General features: G+C 58.1%; 19 protein-coding genes and 4 pseudogenes. 8 read left to right on the top strand and 15 right to left on the bottom strand.

Features of this window, described 5'->3' with window-relative positions; genetic code table 11:
• Nucleotides 1-22: 22 nt before the first annotated feature.
• From AC1RPZ_RS01390 to AC1RPZ_RS01380, 3 genes are read right to left on the bottom strand one after another with little or no spacing between them, the layout of a single operon-like run.
• Nucleotides 23-952, bottom strand: a complete 930-nt coding sequence (locus AC1RPZ_RS01390) for a 2-hydroxyacid dehydrogenase (RefSeq protein WP_493134040.1) — start codon at nt 950-952, stop codon at nt 23-25.
• On the bottom strand, nt 949-1,704 hold the full coding sequence (locus tag AC1RPZ_RS01385; RefSeq protein WP_493134037.1) for a class II aldolase/adducin family protein: 756 nt from the start codon (nt 1,702-1,704) through the stop codon (nt 949-951). The genes AC1RPZ_RS01390 and AC1RPZ_RS01385 overlap by 4 nt, the downstream gene beginning before the upstream one ends.
• A gap of 12 nt (nt 1,705-1,716) precedes the next feature.
• Nucleotides 1,717-3,015, bottom strand: coding sequence for an MFS transporter (locus AC1RPZ_RS01380; RefSeq protein ID WP_493134035.1), 1,299 nt, complete (start codon nt 3,013-3,015; stop codon nt 1,717-1,719).
• 159 nt (nt 3,016-3,174) lie between these two features.
• Between AC1RPZ_RS01380 and AC1RPZ_RS01375 the strand changes: the two genes are divergently transcribed.
• The gene (locus AC1RPZ_RS01375) at nt 3,175-4,179 is read left to right on the top strand and encodes a LysR family transcriptional regulator (protein ID WP_493134032.1); all 1,005 of its coding nucleotides are present in this window, start codon (nt 3,175-3,177) and stop codon (nt 4,177-4,179) included.
• Nucleotides 4,180-4,410: 231 nt separating this feature from the next.
• Here the strand turns inward: AC1RPZ_RS01375 and alr are convergent, their stop codons facing one another.
• Entirely contained in the window at nt 4,411-5,649 is a 1,239-nt protein-coding gene (gene alr / locus AC1RPZ_RS01370; protein ID WP_493134030.1) for an alanine racemase, read from the bottom strand.
• Between the two features lie 87 nt (nt 5,650-5,736).
• On the opposite strand from alr, the gene AC1RPZ_RS01365 reads away from it, so the two are divergent.
• From AC1RPZ_RS01365 to AC1RPZ_RS01350, 4 genes and pseudogenes are all read left to right on the top strand, one after another.
• Nucleotides 5,737-5,904, top strand: a complete 168-nt coding sequence (locus AC1RPZ_RS01365) for a hypothetical protein (RefSeq protein ID WP_493134028.1) — start codon at nt 5,737-5,739, stop codon at nt 5,902-5,904.
• Between the two features lie 87 nt (nt 5,905-5,991).
• Nucleotides 5,992-6,903: pseudogene (gene ctlX, locus AC1RPZ_RS01360) on the top strand (citrulline utilization hydrolase CtlX); the annotation flags it as partial.
• Entirely contained in the window at nt 6,886-8,124 is a 1,239-nt protein-coding gene (locus AC1RPZ_RS01355) for an aspartate aminotransferase family protein (RefSeq protein ID WP_493134787.1), read from the top strand. The pseudogene ctlX and the gene AC1RPZ_RS01355, both read left to right, overlap by 18 nt.
• Nucleotides 8,125-8,126: 2 nt before the next feature.
• Nucleotides 8,127-10,016, top strand: coding sequence for a methyl-accepting chemotaxis protein (locus tag AC1RPZ_RS01350; RefSeq protein ID WP_493134026.1), 1,890 nt, complete (start codon nt 8,127-8,129; stop codon nt 10,014-10,016).
• Between the two features lie 185 nt (nt 10,017-10,201).
• On the opposite strand, the pseudogene AC1RPZ_RS01345 reads toward AC1RPZ_RS01350, so the two are convergent.
• Nucleotides 10,202-10,303, bottom strand: a pseudogene (locus AC1RPZ_RS01345) (LysR family transcriptional regulator); the annotation flags it as partial.
• Between the two features lie 207 nt (nt 10,304-10,510).
• Between AC1RPZ_RS01345 and AC1RPZ_RS01340 the strand changes: the two are divergent.
• Complete coding sequence (locus AC1RPZ_RS01340) at nt 10,511-11,386, top strand: LysR family transcriptional regulator (RefSeq protein ID WP_493134023.1); 876 nt, start codon at nt 10,511-10,513, stop codon at nt 11,384-11,386.
• Nucleotides 11,387-11,560: 174 nt separating this feature from the next.
• On the opposite strand, the gene AC1RPZ_RS01335 is transcribed toward AC1RPZ_RS01340, so the two are convergent.
• The 7 genes and pseudogenes from AC1RPZ_RS01335 to AC1RPZ_RS01305 all read right to left on the bottom strand — a co-directional run bounded on the left by AC1RPZ_RS01335 (nt 11,561) and on the right by AC1RPZ_RS01305 (nt 17,946).
• Nucleotides 11,561-12,145 carry an isochorismatase family protein gene (locus tag AC1RPZ_RS01335; protein WP_493134020.1) on the bottom strand — a complete coding sequence of 195 codons (585 nt, stop codon included), beginning with the start codon at nt 12,143-12,145 and terminating at the stop codon, nt 11,561-11,563.
• Between the two features lie 72 nt (nt 12,146-12,217).
• Complete coding sequence (locus AC1RPZ_RS01330) at nt 12,218-13,045, bottom strand: pirin family protein (protein ID WP_493134018.1); 828 nt, start codon at nt 13,043-13,045, stop codon at nt 12,218-12,220.
• Between the two features lie 11 nt (nt 13,046-13,056).
• Nucleotides 13,057-14,127 carry an alkene reductase gene (locus AC1RPZ_RS01325; RefSeq protein WP_493134014.1) on the bottom strand — a complete coding sequence of 357 codons (1,071 nt, stop codon included), beginning with the start codon at nt 14,125-14,127 and terminating at the stop codon, nt 13,057-13,059.
• A 320-nt stretch (nt 14,128-14,447) separates the two neighbouring features.
• A pseudogene (locus AC1RPZ_RS01320) lies at nt 14,448-14,660 on the bottom strand (NAD(P)H:quinone oxidoreductase); the annotation flags it as partial.
• A gap of 247 nt (nt 14,661-14,907) precedes the next feature.
• Entirely contained in the window at nt 14,908-15,828 is a 921-nt protein-coding gene (locus AC1RPZ_RS01315) for a LysR family transcriptional regulator (protein WP_493134012.1), read from the bottom strand.
• 21 nt (nt 15,829-15,849) lie between these two features.
• Nucleotides 15,850-16,602: a maleate cis-trans isomerase family protein gene (locus AC1RPZ_RS01310; RefSeq protein WP_493134010.1), complete on the bottom strand. Its 753-nt coding sequence runs from the start codon at nt 16,600-16,602 to the stop codon at nt 15,850-15,852.
• A gap of 24 nt (nt 16,603-16,626) precedes the next feature.
• Complete coding sequence (locus tag AC1RPZ_RS01305) at nt 16,627-17,946, bottom strand: MFS transporter (protein ID WP_493134007.1); 1,320 nt, start codon at nt 17,944-17,946, stop codon at nt 16,627-16,629.
• 338 nt (nt 17,947-18,284) lie between these two features.
• Here AC1RPZ_RS01305 and AC1RPZ_RS01300 point away from each other — a divergent pair, with 338 nt between their 5' ends.
• Both AC1RPZ_RS01300 and AC1RPZ_RS01295 read left to right on the top strand, forming a co-directional pair.
• Nucleotides 18,285-18,671: a LysR substrate-binding domain-containing protein gene (locus AC1RPZ_RS01300; RefSeq protein WP_493134005.1), complete on the top strand. Its 387-nt coding sequence runs from the start codon at nt 18,285-18,287 to the stop codon at nt 18,669-18,671.
• 71 nt (nt 18,672-18,742) lie between these two features.
• A pseudogene (locus AC1RPZ_RS01295) lies at nt 18,743-19,069 on the top strand (LysR family transcriptional regulator); the annotation flags it as partial.
• A 210-nt stretch (nt 19,070-19,279) separates the two neighbouring features.
• Here the strand turns inward: AC1RPZ_RS01295 and AC1RPZ_RS01290 are convergent.
• The 3 genes from AC1RPZ_RS01290 to AC1RPZ_RS01280 all read right to left on the bottom strand — a co-directional run bounded on the left by AC1RPZ_RS01290 (nt 19,280) and on the right by AC1RPZ_RS01280 (nt 22,992).
• A complete protein-coding gene (locus tag AC1RPZ_RS01290; RefSeq protein WP_493134003.1) occupies nt 19,280-20,272 on the bottom strand; it encodes a LacI family DNA-binding transcriptional regulator in 993 nt (330 codons plus the stop codon).
• A 75-nt stretch (nt 20,273-20,347) separates the two neighbouring features.
• Nucleotides 20,348-21,850, bottom strand: a complete 1,503-nt coding sequence (locus tag AC1RPZ_RS01285) for a glycoside hydrolase family 32 protein (protein WP_493134001.1) — start codon at nt 21,848-21,850, stop codon at nt 20,348-20,350.
• Nucleotides 21,847-22,992, bottom strand: coding sequence for an ABC transporter ATP-binding protein (locus AC1RPZ_RS01280; protein WP_493133999.1), 1,146 nt, complete (start codon nt 22,990-22,992; stop codon nt 21,847-21,849). Before AC1RPZ_RS01280 ends, AC1RPZ_RS01285 begins: the two co-directional genes overlap by 4 nt.
• Nucleotides 22,993-23,019: the final 27 nt, after the last annotated feature.

The following is a 23,019-nucleotide window of genomic DNA, read 5'->3' as shown; positions in this document are numbered from 1 at the left end:
ATTCACCTTCTTGTCGCGTGTCTTAATAGCCCAGGGACGTATCGACGGGGTTGTTCAGGGGTTCACCATGGGCCAGCCGCCGCGTGTTTTCGGCAATCTGGCTGGCGATGCAGTCGTGGGACGCGGCCGAGGCCATGTGCGGGGTGACGATCACCCCAGGTATGCGCCACAGGCGATCATCGACCGGCAGAGGTTCACGCTCGAAGACGTCGAGCACTGCACCGCGCAGCTGGCCGCTGCTCAATGCCTGTTGTAGATCGTCGATGCGTACGTGCTGGCCGCGACCGCAGTTGACGACCACTGCACCTGGCGCCAGGGCCTGGAAGGTTTCAGTGCAGAGAATGCCTCGGGTAGCCGAGGTCAACGGCAGCAGGTTGATCAATAGATCGAGACCTTCGAGAAAGCCGCTGAACTCCCGCTCGCCGTTGTGGCAGGCCACGTTGGGTATGCTCTTGACACTGCGCGCCCAGCCGCGAACGCTGTAGCCGGCGCTGGCCAGGTCCTCGGCAATGGCTGCGCCCAACGAGCCCAGGCCCATTACACCGACCTTGAAGTCCTTTGCCTGAATCTGCACCGGGCGCTGCCAGTGCTGGTCAGGCTGTTGCTGCAAGACCTGATCGAAACGTCGGTGATAGTGAATCACCGCCCAGCGTACGTACTCGGTCATGCCTTGGCGGTGCGCGGGATCGACCACGCGGCACACCGGCAAGTTCGGGCAGCTGGGATCGGTGTGCAAGTGATCGACACCCGCGGCGACCGAATGCACCAGTTGCAGATTGGGCAGCGCGCCCAGGCTGTTGGCCGGTGGGAACCAGCATGCCGCGACTTGTGCTTCACTGGCCAGCGGGTCGTCGGCGAGCACCACTCGTATATCCGGCGCCTGGCGGGCAAAGGCCGCCTGGAGCTGGCCGAGCAGGATGCTGTCGCGCGACAGCAGTACGATCGTGTTCATGAGCAATAGGACTCGCGCTGGTCTTCAATCAAGGTCAAGGCGGCATTCCAGCTCAGGCCCATGATCTCCTCGGCTTCATCGCGACCGAACTGTTCTGCAGTGTGTCGGCAGACTTCTTCGCTGGGGTAGACCAACTGGCTGCCACCGGCCAGCGCCGCGACCTGCGCCTGGCAGGCGCGCTCCAGAAAGTGAATTTCGTGGAAGGCTTCAGCCACATTTCCACCGGCCGCCAGCAGGCCATGGTTACGCAGGATCATGGCCTTGTGTGGTCCCAGGTCGGCTATCAGTCGTTCGCGCTCGGCCAGCGACAGCGCAATGCCTTCATACGTGTGATAGGCCAATTTGCCGTAGAACTTCAGCGCATGCTGGCTGATTGGCAACAGACCTTGCTCCTGGGCTGCCACGGCCATACCGGCCGCGGTGTGGGTATGCACCACGCATTTGAGATCCGGACGAGCCATGTGGATGGCCGAATGAATTACGAAGCCTGCGGCATTGACCCGAGTCCGATCGTTCGGACCGCCCACCACCTGGCCATGTTGGTCGATGCGCACCAGATCGCTGGCTTTCATGCGATCGAAGATGACACCGTAGCGGTTGATCAGGAAGTGGTGTTCGGGACCGGGGATGCGCAGGGTGATATGCGTGTCGATCAGATCGGTCATGCGAAAATATGCGACCAACCGATACAGTGCCGCCAACTCGCAGCGTGCCTTCCACTCGGTGGGGTCGATGTTGTCGGGTGTGTACATGTGAGCTCCTTGTTAAAGCGCAAGTTGGGGGGCGGTGGCGGTGGATTCGCCGCGCAGACGGGCCAGGCCACAGACGCCGATCAACGACAGGGCAGCCAGCAAACTGAAGAAGATCGCCAGTGGCATCCACTGGCCGGCGTAGTGACTGGCCAACAGGGTGCCGATAATGGGTGTGGATCCCCCGGCAATGGCGCAGATCAGTTGATACGCGATGGAAATTCCCGAGTAGCGCAAATGCGCTGGAAACGCCTGGGCCATGTAACCGGCGATCACCGCGTAGAGGCCAGACAGAACGACCACGGCCATGGCAATGCCGAGGGTCATCAAGACGATGTTCTGAGTGCTGACCAGCAGGAACATGGGGTAGGGGACCAGCATGGAGAGCAGGGCGGCCAACTTCAGGAAGCGGCCCTCACCGATGCGCTCGGCCAGCAGTGCGCTGATGGGTTGGGAGATGAACTGGATCACCGTGACCAGGAACAGGCAATCGAGAATCGTCGAGCGCGTAATACCCTGATACTGCGTGACATACGTGATCATGAACGTGTTGGTGAAAAAGAACCCGGCCGAGCCTATGGTCACTGCAGCTGCCGCGAACAGAATCTGCCGCCAGCAGGTACGAATCACCTCAAGCACCGGATACTGGACGGTTTCGCCCTTGTCGGCGATGGCCTTGAACTCTGGAGACTCTTGCACGCCAAAACGAATCGCCAGGCCAATCATCATCAGCACACCACTGAACAGGAACGGCAGACGCCAGCCCCATTGGGCGAACTGCTCAGGTGAAAGCGAGGTCACCAGACGGAAGGCAATCAATGCCAGCAGCAAACCTGCCGGGCTGCCCAATTGGGCGAATGATGCGTAGAAGGTCTTGCGCTTGGCCGGGGCGTGTTCACTGGCCATCAATACGGCACCGCCCCATTCACCCCCCACCGAAATGCCCTGGATGATACGCAGTGCGATCAGACCGACAGGAGCCCAGACGCCGATACTGGTGTAGCCGGGCAGCAAACCGATGGCGGTGGTTGCCAGGCCCATCAGCAGCATGGTGAACAGCAGCATTTTTTTGCGTCCCAGGCGGTCGCCCAAATGGCCGAAGACCATGCCCGCCATGGGTCTGGCAATAAAGCCCACCGCAAAAGTGCCGAATGCGGCCAACGTACTCAGCGTGGCGTCCGAACTGGGGAAAAACACTTGCCCCAGGATCAGTGCCGCCGCAGTGGCATAGATGTAGAAATCGTAGAATTCGATGGTCGTGCCAATGAAGGCTGCAGCCGCTGCGCGACGCGGTTGGTTGGAGTGAGTACGCATGCAAGGCCCTTCTCTAATTATTATTCCGACAGGGATCAATCGGATCACGGTAACGCTCTGTCCCTGTGGCGCTTCCGTGCTTTATCTCGTAGCCTCTATAATTAAGCAATTTGCTAATTCTTAATCACTGATTAAGCCATGCTAATAATGGACATCAAGATGAGCAGCAAACACTCGAATGAAGAGCTAGTGCAAGCGAGATGGGGAGGGCGGCGTTTCCTCAACGATCGACTGGATTGGAACTTGTTGCGCACTTATCTGGCCATTGGTCAGGAAGGGAGTATCAGTCGTGCTGCAGCGCGGTTGTTCATTACCCAATCGGCCGTCAGTCAATCGCTCAAGCGGCTGGAAGAGCAGTTGGAGTGCGCCTTGATTTCGCGCAAGGGGCCACGCTTCGATCTCACCGAGGCCGGAGAGGAAGTGCTGCGAATTGCCGAAGAGATGTATGGCAACGTATCGCGCATCGGCTCGGCCATCGAAGGCCCCCAGGATGATGTGGTGGGGAAGGTTCGTCTGCTCTCGATCAGCCGGGTGCAATCGGCGGTCTATGATGATTTTCTCGCGAGTTTTCATCTCAACCATCCGCGTGTGGAGTTGGAAATAGAGGTTCTGCGCAGCTCTGACATTCTCAGTTCGCTGATACAGAAGACCGCCACCGCCGGTGTTGGTCTCTGTCGCATTGCTCAACCCAAGCTTGAGCAGCGTTGCCTGATACGTCAGCGATATGCCTTCTTTTGCGGAAAACGCCATCGTTTTTTCGGAAAGCGGGGGCTCGATCTGGCGGAGCTGCAGGGGGAAAATTTTGTCAGCTTCACGAGCGACCAGATTGGCGGCAACCTTTCGCCGCTTACCGTGTTTCGTGACCAACAGGGTTTCACCGGCAGGATCGTCGCTTCGTCATCAAACTTTGAAGAAATTCGCAGGTTGGTGATCGCAGGATTTGGTATCGGCTGTTTGCCAGAGCACTTACTTGATATTGACCTCTACAACGGCATGCTCTGGCGCCTGCCACCCAGGGACGGTGTCTCCGATGTAGACATTCACCTGTTGTGGAACCGCGAGCAAAAAATGACCCATGCAGAAACCGTATTTCTTGAAAGTTTCCAGCATGCCATTGCCGTTGCAGAACAATCTTCCGATCAAGAGGTCGGCAAGGAAGACTGACTTTTTGATTTTCCGCCGGTTCCAGGAGCGATTTGCCGGTGCTGCAGTCGCACGGGGACTTTGGTCTGACGAGTCATTCCGGCTATTGCGTCCACGCCTCCGATTTTTGATTTGACCGATCCAACAAGATTTTCTCCAATTCGGGGTGCTTAAAACTCTTACGGACTAACCTGCGAGAACTCGCATCTCAGGGCAAAAAAGAAGGTGCCTGCGCACCTTCTTTTGCCTCTCTTACCTGGACTTCAAAACTTTCGGATTGGAGTTGCCCCAGACCGTATAGAGGTCGGCCAACAACGCCCCGTTGATGGTCTCAAGCTCCGTCTGGGTAATTTCTTCATCGCCTTGCTTGCCGTATAGAACGACCTCATCTCCCGCCTGCACGCCCTTGATACCACTGACGTCAACCATCAGTGTATTCATGGTGACCTTGCCGATGACCGGCGCGCGTTGACCGTGAATCAACACCGAGGCCTTGTTGGAGAATGCTCTTCGATAACCGTCTGAGTAGCCGGCCGGGATGTTGGCGATCAATGAGTCTTTGCTCAGGGTAAAGGTGCGGTCGTAGCTGATGGTACTGCCCGCCGGGTAGGCGTTGACCGCCGCGACCCGCGACTTGAACTGCATCACCCGTTGAAACTCGTTATGCCCGCCCACCGGATAGCCATAAAGCGCAGCGCCGGGGCGCACCATATCCAGCCAGCCCTCGGGTACTTCAAGGGTGGTGAAGGTGTTGGCGCAGTGCAGGATGATTCGGCTGCGGTCCAGTTTGCCGTGCTCGATCAGCCAGCCGGATTGCTCCTTGAATGTCGCCAGCCCTCGCAGAACGTCCTCTCGTTCTTCGACCGGGAAGTGGGTCATGATCCCGACGATATTCAGGTGATCCAGCCGAGTCAGCTCCACTGCCTGTTGTTGCCCCTCTGCTGTGCTCATTTCCAGGCCGTTGCGGCTCATGCCCGCCGAGTTCAGCGCCAGGTGAACAGACAGTTTCACGCCTTTGCGTGTGGCCAATTCGTTAAGCTGGCGCGCAACCTCAAGATTGCCGACCAGTTCTTCGATGTTGAAGCGCAGTGCATTGGCCACTTCGTCAACAGTGGCGCTGCGCAAACGCATCAGACGCCCCTTGAAGCCTTTGGCCCGCGCAACGCGCGCCTCCTCGTTGCTCGCTACACCGATGCAGGTGACGCCCATTCGGATTGCGGAAGGAACCAGCAGGGCAATGCCATTGCCATAGGCATCGGCTTTCATCACAGCGCACATCTGGCTTTTACCCGCCAGCCGTTGCTGGAGCCTGGTGATGTTCCCTTCGAAGGCGGCCTGATCAATCTCCAGCCAGGTGTTGGCCTGGCCTGATTGGTTGTCGGCGCGTGGATGTTCCGGCGCGGGATCGAGCAAAGGGGCGGCATTGACCACGGGCGTCATTGCCGTCAAAGCCAGAGCGAGCGTCAGCGTGCTGAGCATAAAACGCGGCATATCGAGTCTTCCATTCAAGATGAGGAGAGCCCCGTGCGCAGGGGGGACTGGCATCCGCCAGGTCCCTATGGCATGGAGCGAACAGCCATGGAAGTTTTATGCAAAGGCGTTGTTTGTTTATGTGGTGTTATGGGGCTGACGCAGCGGATCGCGCTGTTAAAAGGGGGTAAACAACAGAGGGTTGATTTGCGCAACGAGAGTCCATTTTCAGCAAGAGCGGAATCGGCTGCCGACGTAAAACTTTCAACATTTTGAGTCGAGCGCCCATGGGATAACAGCCGAGTTGGTTGCTGCATCGAAGGGAGAATAACTGCACTCACTTCCCTTTCTTGAAAGGCTCCCATGCAAACGACTAACACCGTGCTGATGATTCGGCCTTCGCGCTTCTCCTTCAACGTTGATACCGCGGCGAACAATCGATTCCAGAAATGCTCATTGCCACAGGATGAAGCACAGGCTCATGCCCTTGAAGAGTTTGATGGCTATGTCGCTGCATTGCGCGAGCAAGGGGTCGAAGTGCTGGTGGCCCAGGACAGTGAGGCGCCGCATACCCCCGACTCGATCTTCCCCAACAACTGGTGGAGCAGTCATGCCGACGGCACGCTGGTGCTCTATCCCATGCAGGGACAGAACCGTCGGCTGGAGCGCGAGAAAGGTGTCCTGGAGACGTTGTTGCAAGGCTACTCCATCGATCAGGTACTGGACTTTACCGAGCTGGAGCAGCAGGAGCTTTTCCTGGAAGGCACCGGCAGCATGGTGCTCGATCGCGTTCAGCGTATCTGCTACGCCGGTTACTCGAGCCGGACCCATGTCGATGCGCTGCGTACGTTTGTCGAGCGTCTGGGATACCGCCTGTGCGCATTCAACGCCGTTGACCGTGAAGGGATTGCGATTTATCACACCAACGTGATGATGAGCGTTGGCAGCCGTCTTGCGGTGGTTTGTCTGGAGACTGTCGCTGATCTTCAAGAACGCACCGAGCTTGAGTTCCGGCTGCGCTCCAGTGGCAAGGAAATTCTGGCTTTGACCTGGGACCAGCTTGAGTCGTTTGCCGGCAACATGCTTGAGGTTCACAACCGAGAAGGTTCGCCCATCCTAGTGATGTCACGTACCGCCTGGCTCTCGCTCAATACCGAGCAGCGCCGACTCATTGAGCGACATGCCAGGCCGTTACCGGTGAATATCGACACCATCGAACAGATTGGCGGTGGCAGTGCCCGCTGCATGCTGGCCGAAGTGCATTTGCCAAGGCAACAGAAGCAGGAACCGGTCGGTCGCAAAGATTTCGATCGGGTCATGGTTCCCAACTACGCACCGGCGCCGTTTATCCCGGTCCGTGGTGAGGGCTCGAGGATTTGGGACCAGGAGGGTCGCGAGCTGATCGATTTTGCCGGGGGCATCGCCGTCAATGTGCTCGGCCATGCTCACCCGAAACTGGTCAGTGTGCTCACCGAGCAAGCGAACAAGCTCTGGCATATCTCCAACGCCTTTACCAACGAGCCCACGCTGCGCCTGGCGCGCAAGCTGGTGGACGCGACCTTCGCCGACCGCGCGTTCTTCTGCAACTCGGGAGCCGAGGCGAATGAGGCGGCCTTGAAGCTCGCCCGGCGGGTGGCCCATGACCGTTATGGCGAAGACAGATATGAAATCATTGCCGCGGTGAACAGCTTTCACGGCCGAACCCTGTTTACCGTGTGCGTGGGTGGCCAACCCAAATACTCCGATGGCTTCGGCCCGAGAGTCGAAGGCATTACCCATGTACCGTTCAATGACCTGGCGGCACTGCAGAGCGCCATCTCGGATAGAACCTGCGCGGTGATACTCGAGCCGATTCAGGGCGAAGGCGGTGTGCTGCCGGCTGAGCGTTCTTACCTGGAAGGTGCCCGCGCGCTATGCGATCAATTCAACGCACTGCTGATCTTTGACGAAGTGCAGACCGGGGTAGGGCGTACCGGAGAGCTGTTTGCTTATCAGCATTACGGCGTTGAGCCTGACATCCTGACCAGTGCCAAGAGCCTGGGTGGCGGCTTCCCGATCGGCGCGATGCTGACGCGCGAGGGGCTGGCTCAACATCTGGTGCCGGGCTCCCACGGAACCACTTATGGCGGTAACCCGCTGGGCTGCGCAGTGGCCGAGGCCGTGATCGATCTGGTGAACGACCCGGTTCTCCTTGACGGCGTTAAACAGCGCTCAGAGCAATTCAAATCTCGCCTTGCTCAAATGGCAGAGCAATATGGCGTGTTCAACGAAATCCGCGGGCTGGGGTTGCTCATTGGTTGCGTGCTCTGTGGCAACTGGCGTGGGCGCGCCAAGGAAATACTGAATGCGGCGGCCGGGCAGGGGCTGGTGTTGTTGCAGGCGGGGCCTGACGTGCTGCGCTTTGCTCCCAGCCTGATCGTGTCCGAGGCGGATACGCTGGAAGGGCTGGCCCGTTTCGAGCGGACCCTCGCACTCCTGACCCGGGCTGCAGATTAGTCATGAATAAAAACCTCAAGTTCAGCCACAAGATCCTGCTGGCCGTGTCTCTGATTGTCATCGCCGCGTTCGGGTTGTTCACGGTCTACAACGACTATCTGCAGCGCAGTGCGATTCGTAAGGATCTGGATAGCTATCTTCACGAAATGGGCGATGTCACCGCGAGCAATATTGCCAACTGGCTATATGGTCGGGTGTTGTTGATGGAAAGCCTTTCGCAGTCGGTGGCGATTGATCCGTCGGCGGAAAACATCACGCTCTTGTTGAAACAACAGGCCCTGGCCTCAACCTTTGCAGCCACTTACATCGGGGACAAGAACGGTAAGTTCATTACCTTTCCGGACGCGAAGATGCCCGATGGTTATGACCCTCGTGCCCGCCCCTGGTACAAGGACGCCGTCAACAGTGGCGGTCCGACGATCACCGAGCCTTACATCGACGTGACGACCGGTGGGCTGGTCGTCACGGTCGTTGATGCGATCAACAAGGCCGGGCAGACCTTGGGTGTGGCTGGCGGTGATCTTGGCTTGAAGGCGATTGCCGACAGTATCAATGCGCTGGATTTCAATGGCATGGGCTATGCGTTCCTGGTCAGTGCCGATGGCAAGATCCTGGTCCACCCGGACAAGGCCCTGGTGATGAAGGCGCTCAAGGATGTCTATCCGCAAGATGCCCCGCGGATCAGCAGCGATATCAGTGAAGTTCAAGTGGATGGCAAAACCCGCATCGTCACTTTTGCGCCGATCAAAGGCTTGCCCTCACTGAAATGGTACGTAGGTTTGTCTGTTGATAAGGACAAGGCCTTTTCGATGCTCAGCGAGTTTCGTGCTTCAGCGCTGATAGCCACCGTCATCGCTGTGCTGATCATCATCGCGTTACTCAGCCTGTTGATTCGCATCCTGATGCAACCACTGTTGGTGATGACCCGGACCATGCAAGAAATCGCCGACGGTGAAGGCGATTTGACCAAACGCCTGACCATCCAGACTCAGGACGAATTCGGCATCCTCGGCACGGCTTTCAACCGTTTTGTCGAGCGGGTTCATGGTTCGATCCGCGAGGTCTCCTCGGCCACGGAGCGTGTCAACGAAGTCGCCCAGCGGGTGGTCAGTGCCTCCAATTCGTCGATGCTCAACTCCGACGAACAGTCCAGTCGGAGCAATAGCGTGGCGGCCGCCATCAACCAGTTAGGCGCCGCAGCCCAGGAAATCGCCCGCAATGCTGCCCAGGCTTCGCATCAGGCCAGCGATGCCCGAGGCTTGGCTGAAGAGGGTCAGCAGGTCGTCGATAGAACCATCCAGGCAATGAACACGTTGTCCGGGATGCTCGGCACCTCCAGCGGTAATATCGAGAACCTCAACAGCAAAACGGTGAACATCGGGCAGATTCTGGAGGTGATCACCAGCATCTCTCAGCAAACCAACCTGCTGGCGCTGAACGCCGCGATTGAAGCTGCCCGTGCCGGTGAGGCAGGGCGCGGTTTTGCGGTGGTCGCTGATGAGGTGCGCAACCTGGCTCATCGCACCCAGGAATCGGCACAGCAGGTGCAGACGATGATCGAAGAGCTGCAAGTCGGCGCCCGCGAGTCGGTCAGTACCATGAGTCAGAGCCAGCGCCACAGCCTGGAAAGCATGGAGATCGCCAACCTGGCCGGCGAACGCTTGAACAGCGTGACCCTGCGCATCGGAGAGATCGATGGCATGAACCAATCGGTCGCCACTGCCACGGAAGAACAGACCGCCGTGGTCGAGTCGATCAATACGGACATCAGAGAAATCAACACCCTCAATCGGGACGGCGTTGAAAATCTTCAATCGACCTTGCGGGCCTGTTCCGATCTGGAGCAGCAGGCGGCTCGCTTGAAACAGTTGGTGGGCAGTTTTCGGATTTGATCCATCAACGACGTGACGAAAGCTGCTGCGACACAAACTTCATTCTCACTTGCCTGCCCAGCGAAGTGGCCCACATGGGAATCATGGAGGGGCCTGATGGCCTGCTTCAGTCCATAGGGGCGCAGCACACGCTCATCGAGATCGGCACCTATCACAAAGCCTTCAAGCAACGTATGGCTCAGCGTATCGAGTAACGTTTTTTCAATGCCCGTTGCCCGTGATGCTGCCGAGAACCCTCCATGTTTGATCACCAGTACAAAATAATAAAGGTCATTAAGGTCTTTCATCCAGTTGATGCCCTCCTGCGGGGGTAGCGTTGAACGGCCATCAACGGAACCGGGCGCTGTTCTGATTGGGTATCGAGGCGTGTGGAATGGCTTCGAGGGCTATCCATTCAGTGAAGCAAGGTGGGAATGTGGCTATCACTGATAAAACTGGATACGGGATAAACAAGGCATAATTGAAATTACTGATCCATTGATGGGGCAATCAATATGGAACTTCTGAACGACATGGCATTGTTCGTCGAGGTCGTCAAAGCCCACAGTTTTCGCAGGGCCGCAGAAGCGATGGCGATGCCCAATTCGACCTTGTCGCGACGGATCAGCGGGCTTGAAAAGGCCATTGGCTTGAGGCTGTTACACCGCACCACGCGCAAGATCGAATTGACTGAGGCGGGGCAGTTGTACTTTGACCGGTGCAAGCGAATCGTTGACGAGGCGAGGCTGGCGCACGAGCAGTTGGGTGAAATGCTCGCGCATCCGAGCGGCCTTTTGCGTGCGTCACTGCCTGTGGATTTCGCCACTATTTACCTGGCGCCGCTCATCGCCGAGTTCGCCCGACGGTATCCTGGCATCAGCTTTGAATTCGACCTCACGCCGCGCCAGGTCGACCTGGTGAGCGATCCCGTCGATGTGGTTATCCGCATGGGCGAACCGGCAGATTCGAATTTGATTGCGCGCAAGCTGGCGAGCCTCTCTCGTCGTTTGTACGCCTCGCCTCGTTATCTGGAACTCAATGGAGTGCCCAGCGATCCGTCTGAACTGGTAAACCACGAATGCCTGCGACTGCGCAAGGCTGGCAAGTGGCAGCTCTCCCGTTCAGGCGAGATGATTGAGGTCGAGGTGGGTGGACGGTTTCAACTCAATAGCGTCGGGATGCTTCGGCGATTGGCGACACTGGATCTGGGGATCGCCGTGCTGCCGGAAGGCATTGCCGCGGACGATCTGCGCAATGGCTTGCTGCATCTCGTGCTGCCCCAATGGCACCCTAATCCGATCCAGGTGTATGCCCTGACTGAAACCCGCCTTTTGCCTGCAAAGACTCAACGCTTCATTGAGTTTCTGCGTGAGCAACTTGAGCCGACTTGACTGTCTTGCTCTGGCGAGTGCTGAGCCGATAGAGGCCACCTATTGCTGCCTTGCCATGACACTGAACGTTGAGGCCCATCTCCCGGATGTGTGGTGGGGGACCGATTTGACAGAAGGTTGTGCGGCGTAGGCTGGCAGAGCCGGAATTCGAGGTCCTGCCAGCCAGAAACGTCCTTAACCTTGCAGCGCTTCCATCAGTACCTGTACCAATTGCCCGCCTTCTGGCGTCGCCCAGCTGCCCGCGAGTTCAGCAATCAACTGGTTGGTGGTGGTCAGCGTCACGCCGCCCTTATCCATCCGACGCAGGGCGATGTCATCGGCCATCACGGTCGGTGAGCCGCCGCCATCGGCCACCACCTGTACTTCATAGCCGTCGCGCACCAGACTCAGCGCCGGATAGACCGTGCAGACGTCGTTGGTGACACCGGCAATGATGAGTTTTTTACGGCCTGTCGCTTTGACGGCGGCGGCGAAGTTTTCATCGTCCATGGCATTGACGATCCCCAGGCGCTGGACGCGTGAAGCGAATTCGGCGGGGAGGATCTGCTCCAGCTCACTAAGCAGCGGTCCCTGAGCGTATTGCTCCATGCTGGAGGTCAGTACCACCGGAAGCTTCAAGATGCTGGCCGTCTTGGCGAGCATCAGTGCGTTGCGTTTCAGCTCTTCGAAGGGGATGGATTTCACCCAGCCCATGGTGCCGACTTGGTGGTCGATCAGCAGCAGGGCGGCATTGTCGGCACTGAATTTTTCGTAGGTCATGATGATTCTCCGAGCAGTAAGGGTAGGGCGTCGGCGCCCCAGGTTTGAAACAGCATTGATCACTTAACGCGGTTACAACTTTCCGAACGCACCACGCTGGTAGCCGTCAATGGCTTCGGCCAGCGCGTGTTGAGAGGCAAGCGCCAACGGCCCTTGCCAATACACGGGTTGATTCAACGGGACGCCAGAAAACAGCACGACCTTGGCGTTGCCCTTGTGTGTGCTCAACCTGACCACACGATCGTCACGCTGCGGGAGATTCACCGGCAGCGTGGGTTCGATAAGGTTGAAGGGGTGGCCATCGACCAACACTTCGCCGTCAATCGGCATCACGAACGCCACATGACCTTCGGGGATCGGGACGCTGATTTCAGCGCCGTCCTCGAGAGAGATGTCCAGCACGCTCACTTCGGTGGGCACCGACAAGGGCGACGACACCTGGGCGAAACTGCCCAGTGGTACGCGAACCTTGACCCCTGGTAACCGCACCACAGGCACATCCTGGGCTTCGAGACTGAGCGCAAACGGAGCGTCCGCTTGGCGATCCTGCGGCAGGTTGATGAAAATTTGCAGCATGTGCACCGTCTTGCCCGGCTCGGCCGGCACCTCCTCGTGCACGACACCTTTACCCGCCGCCGTCCAATGCAGTCCACCGGGTTGAATCAGGTTGCGGTTGCCCTGCGAGTCGCGGTTATCAATCCCGGTTTCGGAATCCAGAAACAGGTAGGACACCGCTGAAAACCCCGCATGAGGGTGTGGCGCAAATGTCGGTCCACTCATCCAGGCATGATCGACTGCGAGGAATGGATCAATCGGCTTGGCGAACTGATTTCCACGCAGGCTGAAGGCCCGGAACTGACTGCCGTGATTCATGCGCTGCAAACGTGCGATGGGTAACATGGTTATGTTCCTCAGACGCGTTGGGCAGAGGGGATAGCGGGGTAGTCGATATACCCTTGCGCGCCCGGTGCGTAGAACGTGTCCTTGTTTGGAACATTGAGCTCGGCGCCTGTGCGCAAGCGCTCAGGCAGGTCGGGGTTGGCGAGGAAGGCGCCGCCAAAAACCGCCGCGTCGGCCTTGCCCTCAGCGATCAACGCAGTCGCGGAGTCTTTATCCAGGCCACCACCGATCAGGTAGCTGCCGTCGAACAGCGGGCGCAGCAGCGCGTGGTAGTCGACAGTAGCGCCGAACAAGGCGACATGCAGGTAGGCGAGGTTGAGCCCACGGAGCTGCTCGACCAGGTAGGTGTAGGTTTCACTTGGGCTGGCATCGACGATATCGTTGAAATTCATTTCAGGGGAAATCTTGATGCCCACGCGGTCGCTGCCGACTTCGCTCGCCATGGCGTTGAGAACTTCCAGCACGAACCGGGTACGGTTCTCAACGGAACCGCCATATTCGTCAACGCGCTGATTGCTGCCCGTCGACAGGAACTGCTCTGGCAGATACCCGGAGGCAGCGTGCAGTTCGACGCCGTCGAACCCGGCTTCTATGGCCTGGCGTGCCGCTTGGCGGTAACCCTCGATGACCGCGGCAATCTCAGTCACGCTCAGGGCGTGTGGGGTCACGAAATCCTGCAGGCCGGTGGCGGTCCAGGTCTGCCCTGCTGCCTTGATCGCCGAGGGCGCTTGCGGTTGCGCACCGTCAGCCAGCAGCGACGGGTGAGAAACGCGGCCGCAGTGCATCAGCTGCATGAAAATCCGCCCGCCGCGAGCATGCACAGCCTCGGTGACGTGCTTCCACGCGGCGACCTGCTCGGTGGTTTCGATGCCTGGGGTACGGACATAGCCCTTGCCAAGCGCAACGGGGAACACGCCTTCACTGATGATCAGGCCGGCGCTGGCGCGCTGAGCGTAGTAAGTCGCAACCAGTTCGCTTGGCACGCCGGCATCGTCGGCACGCGAGCGGGTCATCGGGGCCATGACCATGCGGTTGGAAAGGGTGTAGCGACCGACCTGGACTTGAGAAAAGAGAGAATTCATTGCGGGGCTCCTCAGTGGTGATGGAGCCATCATTGATCAATCCGTATCCGGGATAAACCGGGTAAAATTGAAATGACTGATCCACTGATGGAGCAATGTCTCTAGCCGAATCCGACACAGGGTCAGAAAAATTGGGCTGAACCTTCAGGATTCGAAGATAAAGTAAGAAAAGAAGCTCAGTCGTCGCAAGGTGAGCGTCGGAAGGATCCTCATGTCAGATTCAGTGCAGAACCTGGCATGAGGAGAAGAGGGGACTCAGTGAGAAAGTCGACTCAGGGCGGGTCGTTTCAAGACCGAAGTTGCGCGTTCGAGCTTTTGGATCAACCGGCGATCTTTATTGCAAGCTCAGCAACGTGTTTGCCCCGGAAGCGCGCAATATCCAATTCATTCTGTGACGGTTGCCGGCTTCCGTCGGCTCCTTCCAGGGTGGTCGCACCATAGGGTGTACCGCCGGTGATCTCGTTCATATTGGTCAATCCCGAACAGGTGTAAGGCACACCCACGATCACCATGCCCTGATGCAGTAGTGAGCTAGGACATCGCTTTGGTCGCATCGGCACAGAGAGCATTTCGAGACGGCTCCGCACACTGATTGGGGAGGATCCTGTGCGCCACTGGACAGCGGAAGACGTATAACCCTCTCATCTAACCGCTGTTGTATTGCGCCGAACTGCTCGTCACGTGGGACTTTGGGGTCAATTCGATGCAAGGTCGATTTGTTCAACACCTAAACGTTCACGACTGCTTATAGCTTGCTGGATCAGGTACTCAGGACATTACTTATTCCCTTTCAAGCAAGTGCTCCAGGAATAATCTAGCAGCGACGGACAACGACTCTCGTGACCTGACGCACACGCTGAGTTCGCGGTACGCCCACGGCTCATCCAGTCTGACCACCGTCGCTTCGTCCATCTTGTAAATCGCCGCACTGCCCTCGGGCATGATGCCAATGCCCAATCCGGCCTGAACCATCAGGCACAGCGCGTCGTAACTGGACACTTCCATTCGTATTTTCAGCGAGCGCCCGAGGTCGTTAGCCGCCTTGATCAATTGAAAGTTGAGGTGAGTGCCGCTGCGCAAAGCGATGTATTCGTGTTCCAGGGTTTCGCTGAACTTGACAGATTGGCGGTCGGCCAGTGGATCGCGGTTGGGCACCAGCAACACCAGTTGATCAGTGCGAAACGGGAAGACCTCGATGTCGGCGCCATGCGGCAGTCGCGTGAAGATGCCGATTTCGGCGCGGTTTTCGGCTACCGCTTTGGTGATGGCCAGACTTTGCTTTTCTTCGAGACTGATGTTGATCAATGGGTATAGCTGCATGAATGACTTGATCAAACCAGGCAGGAATTGGGTGATCGCGGAGATGTTGGCCAGGACCTGCACCGAGCCACGACGGCCGTAGGAGTATTCGCGCATCTGCACGACAATTTCGTTGAGGTTGTTAAGGGCGCTGCGAGCCATGAACAACAGCGACAAGCCAGCGTCGGTCGGCGTAATGCCTTTGTTGGTGCGGTGGAGTAGTTTCGAATCGAGCAGATCCTCCAGCTCGCTGAGCCGCTTGCTGACCGCCGCCGCAGCGATGTGTTCGCGCTTGGCGGCGGCCGCAATGGTGCCTTCTTCGACGACGCTGACGAAGAGTCGCAAAGAGACCGGATCGAGTTTCATGTGAGGTACCGGTTTACTGATCTGAATGGCCAGCATAGTACCTCCTCAAGCATCGACTCAGAACGCCCCGGACAACAGGTGGCCGGCGTTCGGTACTTTGGCCTCGAGGCCGAGGATTTTCAGCATTTGGTACACGGTAGCGACCGACGCCGACAGCACCGGTTTGTCGAGGCGATCCTGTACCACCTGAATCGCTGGCAGCGAAGGCATCTGCACACAGCACGACAGCACCACGCCATCGGCCTGCCCGATGTTTAGCCTGTCAGCGTGGGCCACCAGATTCATCGGGTCCAGACGACCGACTTCAAGGTTGTCGGACACCTCCAGGCTGATGGAATCGACCACTTCGATGCCGGCCGCCTCGATGTAGTCGATGACCTGCTGGGTCAGCGGTTTCATGTACGGCGTAATGATCGAGATTTTCTTGTAGTTGAGCATGTGCAGGCTGTCGATCAGCGCACCGGCGGAGCTGAGTACCGGAGCGTTCGACCGGTTGGACGCCACAGTTTTGCCCAGGCGCTCTTGCGAGACTTTGTGATAGCCCGGGCCCTGGCACATGATCGCCACCAGGCACGCGTAGGCCATGACATCGACCCGTGCGTCGCTCAGTTCCAGCGCGCAGCGGTCACTGTCGATGTCCATCTTTTTCAGCTCCTCGGGGCTGACGTGCATCATGCGCATACGTGAAGAATGAAAGGTGAAATGTTCTTCTGGAAACAGCCCGTAGCGCGAGGTCAGCATGGCCGGGATTTCGGTTTCCATCGTGGTGTTGGAGCTGGGTACGATTTGGCCGATGCGAAAGTTTTTCATGGGTTTCCCTCTGAAGAATGCAGATCAGTTGCCGCTGGTGAGTTGAACGCCTTTGGTTTCCTGCAACGTGAACACCATGACGGCGGCGATGACGTAGGAAACGGAGGCAAGAGAAATGGTGGCGGTGAAGCCGATGAGCGGGATCAGCACCGGTACCAGCTTGATGCCGGCAATGGCGCCGACCCGGCCGAAGTTGAAGCAGAAACCTGAGGCGGTCGAGCGGATGCTGGTCGGGAACAACTCCGAGTACCAGGCGCCGAAACCGCTGAAATAACCAGTGAAAAAACCCAGCAGCGCCGCCAGCGAACCGAGGGTGATGACGTTCTGAGTGGTGAACAGCAGCTTGCCGTCCGTCAATGGCATCAAGGTCGCCGAGTAGGCAAACACCGGCACCATGATTGCCATGCCGCCAAAGAAGATCGCGAACGACAAGCGACGACCGAGGCTTTCGGCCAGGTAGCCGTAGGCCAGATAGCCAATGGTGGCGCCGATTCCGATCCAGATGACAAACACCGGGGCCTGGTCGATGCGCACGTTCAGAATGTTCTGCAGGTAGGCCGGCATGAAGGTGGTGATGATCCAGTAGCCGTACATGCCCAGTACCGAAATGCTCAGGCCCAGCAGCGTCAACTTCAGGTACTGCGGACGGAAGATTTCCATCAACTGGCCTTTGCTGGCGTTAGTGCGCATGAATTCGCGGTTGGCCAGCCAGACCGGCGACTCCTTGACGAACAGCCAGATGAACACCAGGGTGAAATAGGCCGGGATTGAGGCGTAGATGAACAGGTTTCGCCAGGATTCAGGGTTGCCGCCGTCGAGGAACGTCCAGGCGAAAATCGCCGCCAGCAGACCACCACCCGACCAACCGGTCTGCATCACCGCAAAGGCCTTGGCACGACCTTCCGCAGGCCAGATCTCCGACACCAGCGCCGCAGCGGCGGACCACAAACCACCCACGGCGATACCGACGCAAAAACGGAATACATTGAGTTGCCACAGGCTGTCGGCAAAGGCACAGAGCAAGGTGCCGCTACCGTAGACGAACACCGACAACATCATGGTTTTCTTGCGGCCGATCTTGTCGGAGAGATTACCGAGGAAGAAACCGCCAATCCCGGTCGCCAGCAGAAACCAGGCCACCGTGGAGACCACATCGCCCAGGCCAACGGCGAAGGTCTTGGCGATCGCCAGCAGGACAAAACCGAAGATCGTCGCGTCCAGCGCATCAAACAGCCAGGCGGCCCAGGAACCTCCCAACGTCACGTAACACTGGTTGGCGGTGAGTTGACCGGCTCCATCCACTACAGGGGCACTGGCCGCAGATCCGGCCGCTAGAGTTTTCATGGTTAAACCTCGTGGGACTCAACTTATTATTTTTGGAAACTCGTGTGCCGAAGAAGGCCGTCGGCAAACGAATGCTCATGTGCGACCGATATTAGGAGGGGGAAAACGCGTCGTATATCAGGCATTCACGAGCCTGCCATCGTGTATGGCGATGGTGGTTGGCTAGGGCACGCTTAGACGGCTAGAGCCATGTTTATTCGATCGCTAGCGATTCACCGCCGCCTAAGCCTTCTATCGACTGGAGTGGGGCGAGACGACGCTGTACAACTTCGGCACATTTTTTCTCAAGCAGACATGGTCGCCGAGCAAACTTGACTAGTCCGGAGGGGGCGCGCCATTTGGCAAACTTGAAGGGCTTGAGCAGGTTGGCGGGCTCTTCGCCCTTGCAGTTGGCCAACTTGATCACCTTGACCTGGATTCTGCACCCCATCGGCAGCCCCATGCGCCGCCGGGTGGAAACTGCCCTGCAGGCTGGCGGTTTGGTGCAGTCGCTGGACATTGTTGAAACCGCTTCAATCCTGGCGACCACCGCAATGCTCGAGACTTCGGACATGATCGCGGTGGTGCCCAATGACGTGGCCGAGCATTATGCGCGCTATGGCATGGTCGCTATCCTGCCGGTCGAGCTACCGATCTCCATGGCCAACATTGGCCTGCTGACCTTGCGCTCGCGGCCAAGGTCGGTGGCGTTGAATACGCTGCTGCAGTATTTGCGGGGGCAATAGCTTTGACTTCGTCTATTCGGGCGGATGACCTGACAGACACTGCATTCCATCTTTAACGAGGCTCTGACCCGATGCCGTCGGACATTACCCATTCCAGCTTCTGCAACTGGGTGCGCTTCAAACACCTGGTGTTGATCGACACCCTGGCGCGCACGCGCAACATGCACGCTACCGCGATACGGATGAACCTTAGCCAACCAGCCTTGAGCAAGATGCTGCGCGACCTGGAGGAGCAGTTCGGCTTTGCCCTGTTCCAGCGCTTGCCTCGCAGCATGCCGCCCACGGAGCTTGGCGAGTACGTGGTGCGCTATGCGCAGGGTGCACTGGCCGATTCACACAAGTTCGTCGACCAGGTCAAGGCGCGCAGCTGTTCCGGTGTCATCTGGTCGAGATTGGGCGAGGGAGTCATGCCGCCAATTTTGCCAGAGCAGGCTGTCAGCGGCGATAAACCGATAGGCTAATAGCCGGTGCTCGGGTAATGTGCATCGGCTAACGATACCTTGGCCAGACCTGATTCTTGATCAAAATACAACAGAAAATGCTAGCCCCCTGTAGTGCTACCGGTGGCTGGATAATTGATCGCGGATTTCCCCGAATTAACTAATCCTTTATAGCGATGCCCTGGCAACCAATGGACAATCAACTGGCTGGGCTCCTGATACGTCGAGGGCTTCGATCAGGTGCCGGGCAGCCCTGCGACCGATCTCGTAGTACGGCAGTTGTACCGTTGTCAGCGGTGGGATGAACAGTTCAGCAATACCGATCATATTGTCATAGCCGAGCACGGCGACATCATTGGGGATTTTCAGCCCGCGGCCCAACAACACCTGATAGGCACAAAAAGCAATACGGTCGTTGCCACAGATCAGAATGTCGAATTGGGGACGACTATCAATGATGTGCCGGTCGAGGATGGCTGCGGTTTCACCATAGGCGTCATGATCGGAAAGGTCATATTGCAGGAGTGCGTCAGGCAACAGCCCGAATGCCTGACAGGCACGCTGCATGCCTCTTTGTCGCAGACCCCAGGCCAGGCTCTGTTTTGGAAGATTGATAAACAGAGGGCGCCGATAGCCTTGACTCAATGCGTGATATACGGCTCGGTACTGCCCCATTTCGTCGTCGGGCACATAACTGACCAGCCGACTGTCATCCGCCAGGCAATTGGCGAGTACCAGGGGAGTGCTCTTCAATCGCTCGGGAATGCACACCTGGCGCAACCCCATGGCGCTGAAGATCAACCCGTCGGGACGGTGCGATAACATCAGGTCGATGTTCTGGTCGGTGGGCGGGTTGCTTAACAGGTTGAGGATAAATACATTCCAGCCTGCTTGCTGCGCGGTCTGTTCGATGGACAGCAGCAGCTCGACGGCGAACGGTGTTGTCGCGGTGTCCAACGCGAACACACCGATGGTTCGAGTCTGGAGGTTGTCGCCGCGAATCCTTCGCGCCGATAGGCTCGGCACGAATTGCAATTCGTCAATGGCGCGACGCACCCGTTGATAAGTTTCGGGGCTCAATTTTTCCGGATTGTTGAGCGCTCGAGAAACCGTCATCAGGGACACGCCGGCTAGCTGTGCAACGTCTTTCACTGAAGTCATGCGAGGCGAAACCGGTCAGGTTGAGGCCGAATCATGACACATGGCCTGCGCTTCTCGCGACTCGAATGACGCGGTTCATAGCCATCCCGAGGCGAGTGGCCATGCCCTGGGAATGGAGACACGCCCACCACTCCCGCTTGCAAGAAGCTTCACACCCAGACTGCCGGGCTGTGGGTAGAGGCGACTGCTTAGGCTGAAGCGCCCGTTTTCGTCGAACACCTCGATGGACGAGCGATCGAGGAACACGCGCAGTGCCAGTCGCTCTTGTGTCGGGTCTATCGACACGCTGCGCTGACCTGTGGCTTGCGCACCCGAGCGACTACGGTCAAGCACCAGACGCTGCAGCGACGCATCGTAGTAGAGCAGGGTTTCTTCATGGCCATCGTCGCTGCAGCGCAAGGCGATTCCCAGGTGGCCGTCGGTGCAGCCGAGCAAATCCAGATGCACATGGATTTCGAGCATGTCGCCTTTCACTTCCGGCACCCACCGGGTTCCCGACTCATCCCACCAGGGCGTGTCCGGCAATGGCGCCTTGCGTAGAGCGGTGAGCTCCCGTGCCGGATACACGCAAAGGCGATCTGCGCGTAGTTCAAGTTCGCGCGGCAAACCGAGCATGCCGCACCAGTGATGGGCCTTGCTCGGCATCGGGCTTTCCCACATGTCGAGCCACGCCCACAAAAGTCGCCGACCATCGGCTGCCAGTAGCGTTTGCGCTGCATAGAAATCGTGGCCGTTATCCAGCTCGATAAAAGGCCCGCCAGTGAAGTGCCATTCGCTATCGAGTCGGCCCACTCGATAACCAGTCTGGTACTTGTTGAGCCGTTCGTAACCTTGGGGTTGCATGCCTTGGGGGGAGTACAGCAGTACATCGCGTCCGTTCAGTTGAAACAGATCCGGGCATTCCCACATATAGCCATCGCCATCGCTGCCGCCGGACACATAGTCAAGGAACTCCCAGGCGTGCAGATCCGTGGAACGGTACAACGGGAGCAGCGGTATATCGCCCAGACGTGCGCCGGCAATCAGGTACCAACAGTCATCCTCCTTCCATACCTTGGGGTCACGAAAGTGCATGATCGTGTCTTGCGGAGCGGTCTCGATGACTGCGCCATGCTTGACGAAGCGGATGCCGTCGATACTGGTGGCCAGGCACTGGACTTGACGGATCGAGCGTTCGTCACCCGCTTCCCCCAGCCAGGTGTGCCCGGTGTAGATCAGTGCCAGGGTATCTCCACACACCACCGCGCTACCGGAAAAACAACCGTCACGGTCGAAGTCATCGCCGGGTGCCAGCGCAATGGGCAGATGCTGCCAATGAACCAGATCGGTACTCTTGGCATGCCCCCAATACATCGGGCCCCATTTCGCCTCGAAGGGGTAATGTTGATAGAAAACGTGATATTCGCCACGAAAGTACACCACCCCGTTAGGGTCGTTCATCCAGCCTGCCGGGGGAGCAATATGATAACCGGGTCGATAATCGTGGATGACGCGAGACAGGCCGTCACTCAGTGCACGCTGCGCAAGGTCAAGGGAAGAAGACATTGGATCGCTCATGGAATTCAAGGACAAGGTCATAGGGCGCCTGCTCGTACCGAGCGTAGAGAGACTCCATCTGGCAGGGTTTCAATGGCTTGTGGGGGGCGCCTCAAGGCCGTGCCGTCGGCGTCGAACAGGTGCAGATTACCGATGTCCAGCTGCAGCTCGACCCGATCGCCGACCTGCCATCCGGCGTTGACCTCACAACGACAGATCAGTGGATCGTCCTGCCCGGTATCGAGGTGCACATAGGTTTCGCTGCCCAGGTATTCGACCCCGGTCACGATGACGCCGACGGTTCCATCCGCCGCTTTGAGCGATACATGCTCCGGGCGAACCCCGAGGCTCAGCAGAGTGTCCGCCGCCAGGTTTGAGCTGTCGAAGGGCAGGGAGGTCATACCCAAAACCGGGGTATCGACCAGGCTGGTTTCGCCTGGGGCATGCAGGCGCGCCGCCAGAAAGTTCATTCTGGGCGAACCGAGAAAACCGGCGACAAAGCGGCTCGCTGGCCGTTCATAAAGTTCGCGCGGTGAGCCGACCTGCTCTACGCGACCGCCATTGAGCACGACAATTTTGTCGGCCAGGGTCATCGCTTCAACCTGATCGTGAGTAACGTAGATCATGGTCGAGCCCAGTCGGGCATGCAGCCGGGCGATTTCGTTGCGCATCTGCACCCGCAAGGATGCATCCAGGTTGGAGAGCGGCTCATCGAACAACAAAATGTCCGGTTCACGCGCCATGGCTCTGCCCATGGCCACACGCTGACGCTGCCCTCCAGACAGTTCTTTTGGCTTGCGTTGCAGCAGTTTGTCCAATTGCAGGATTTGCGCGGTTTTCAGCACCCGCTCGCGCAGGCTGCTCTTTTCAGTCTTGGCCAGTTTGAGGCCAAAGCTGATGTTGTCGTAGACGCTCATGTGCGGGTACAGCGCATAGGACTGAAACACCATGCCGACGCCACGCTCGCGCGGTTCCAGGTCGTTGACCCGTCGCCCATCGATCAGCAGGTCGCCGCCGCAGATCGAATCCAGTCCGGCGATCAGTCGCAGCAGGGTCGACTTTCCGCAGCCCGAAGGGCCAACGAACACCACGAATTCACCCGCAGCAATCTCCAGGCTAACATCGCGAAGAATCCGCACGCCGCCCAATTGTTTGTTCACGTTGTCTAGCTTCAATTTGATCACGATGCTGTTCCTTGTATTTGTTGGGCA

The sequence above is a fragment of the Pseudomonas sp. GW822-FHT02D10 genome, from assembly GCF_058802345.1.
The sequence above is the reverse complement of the archived record's forward strand: the minus strand, read 5'-3'. Positions and strand labels throughout refer to the sequence as shown.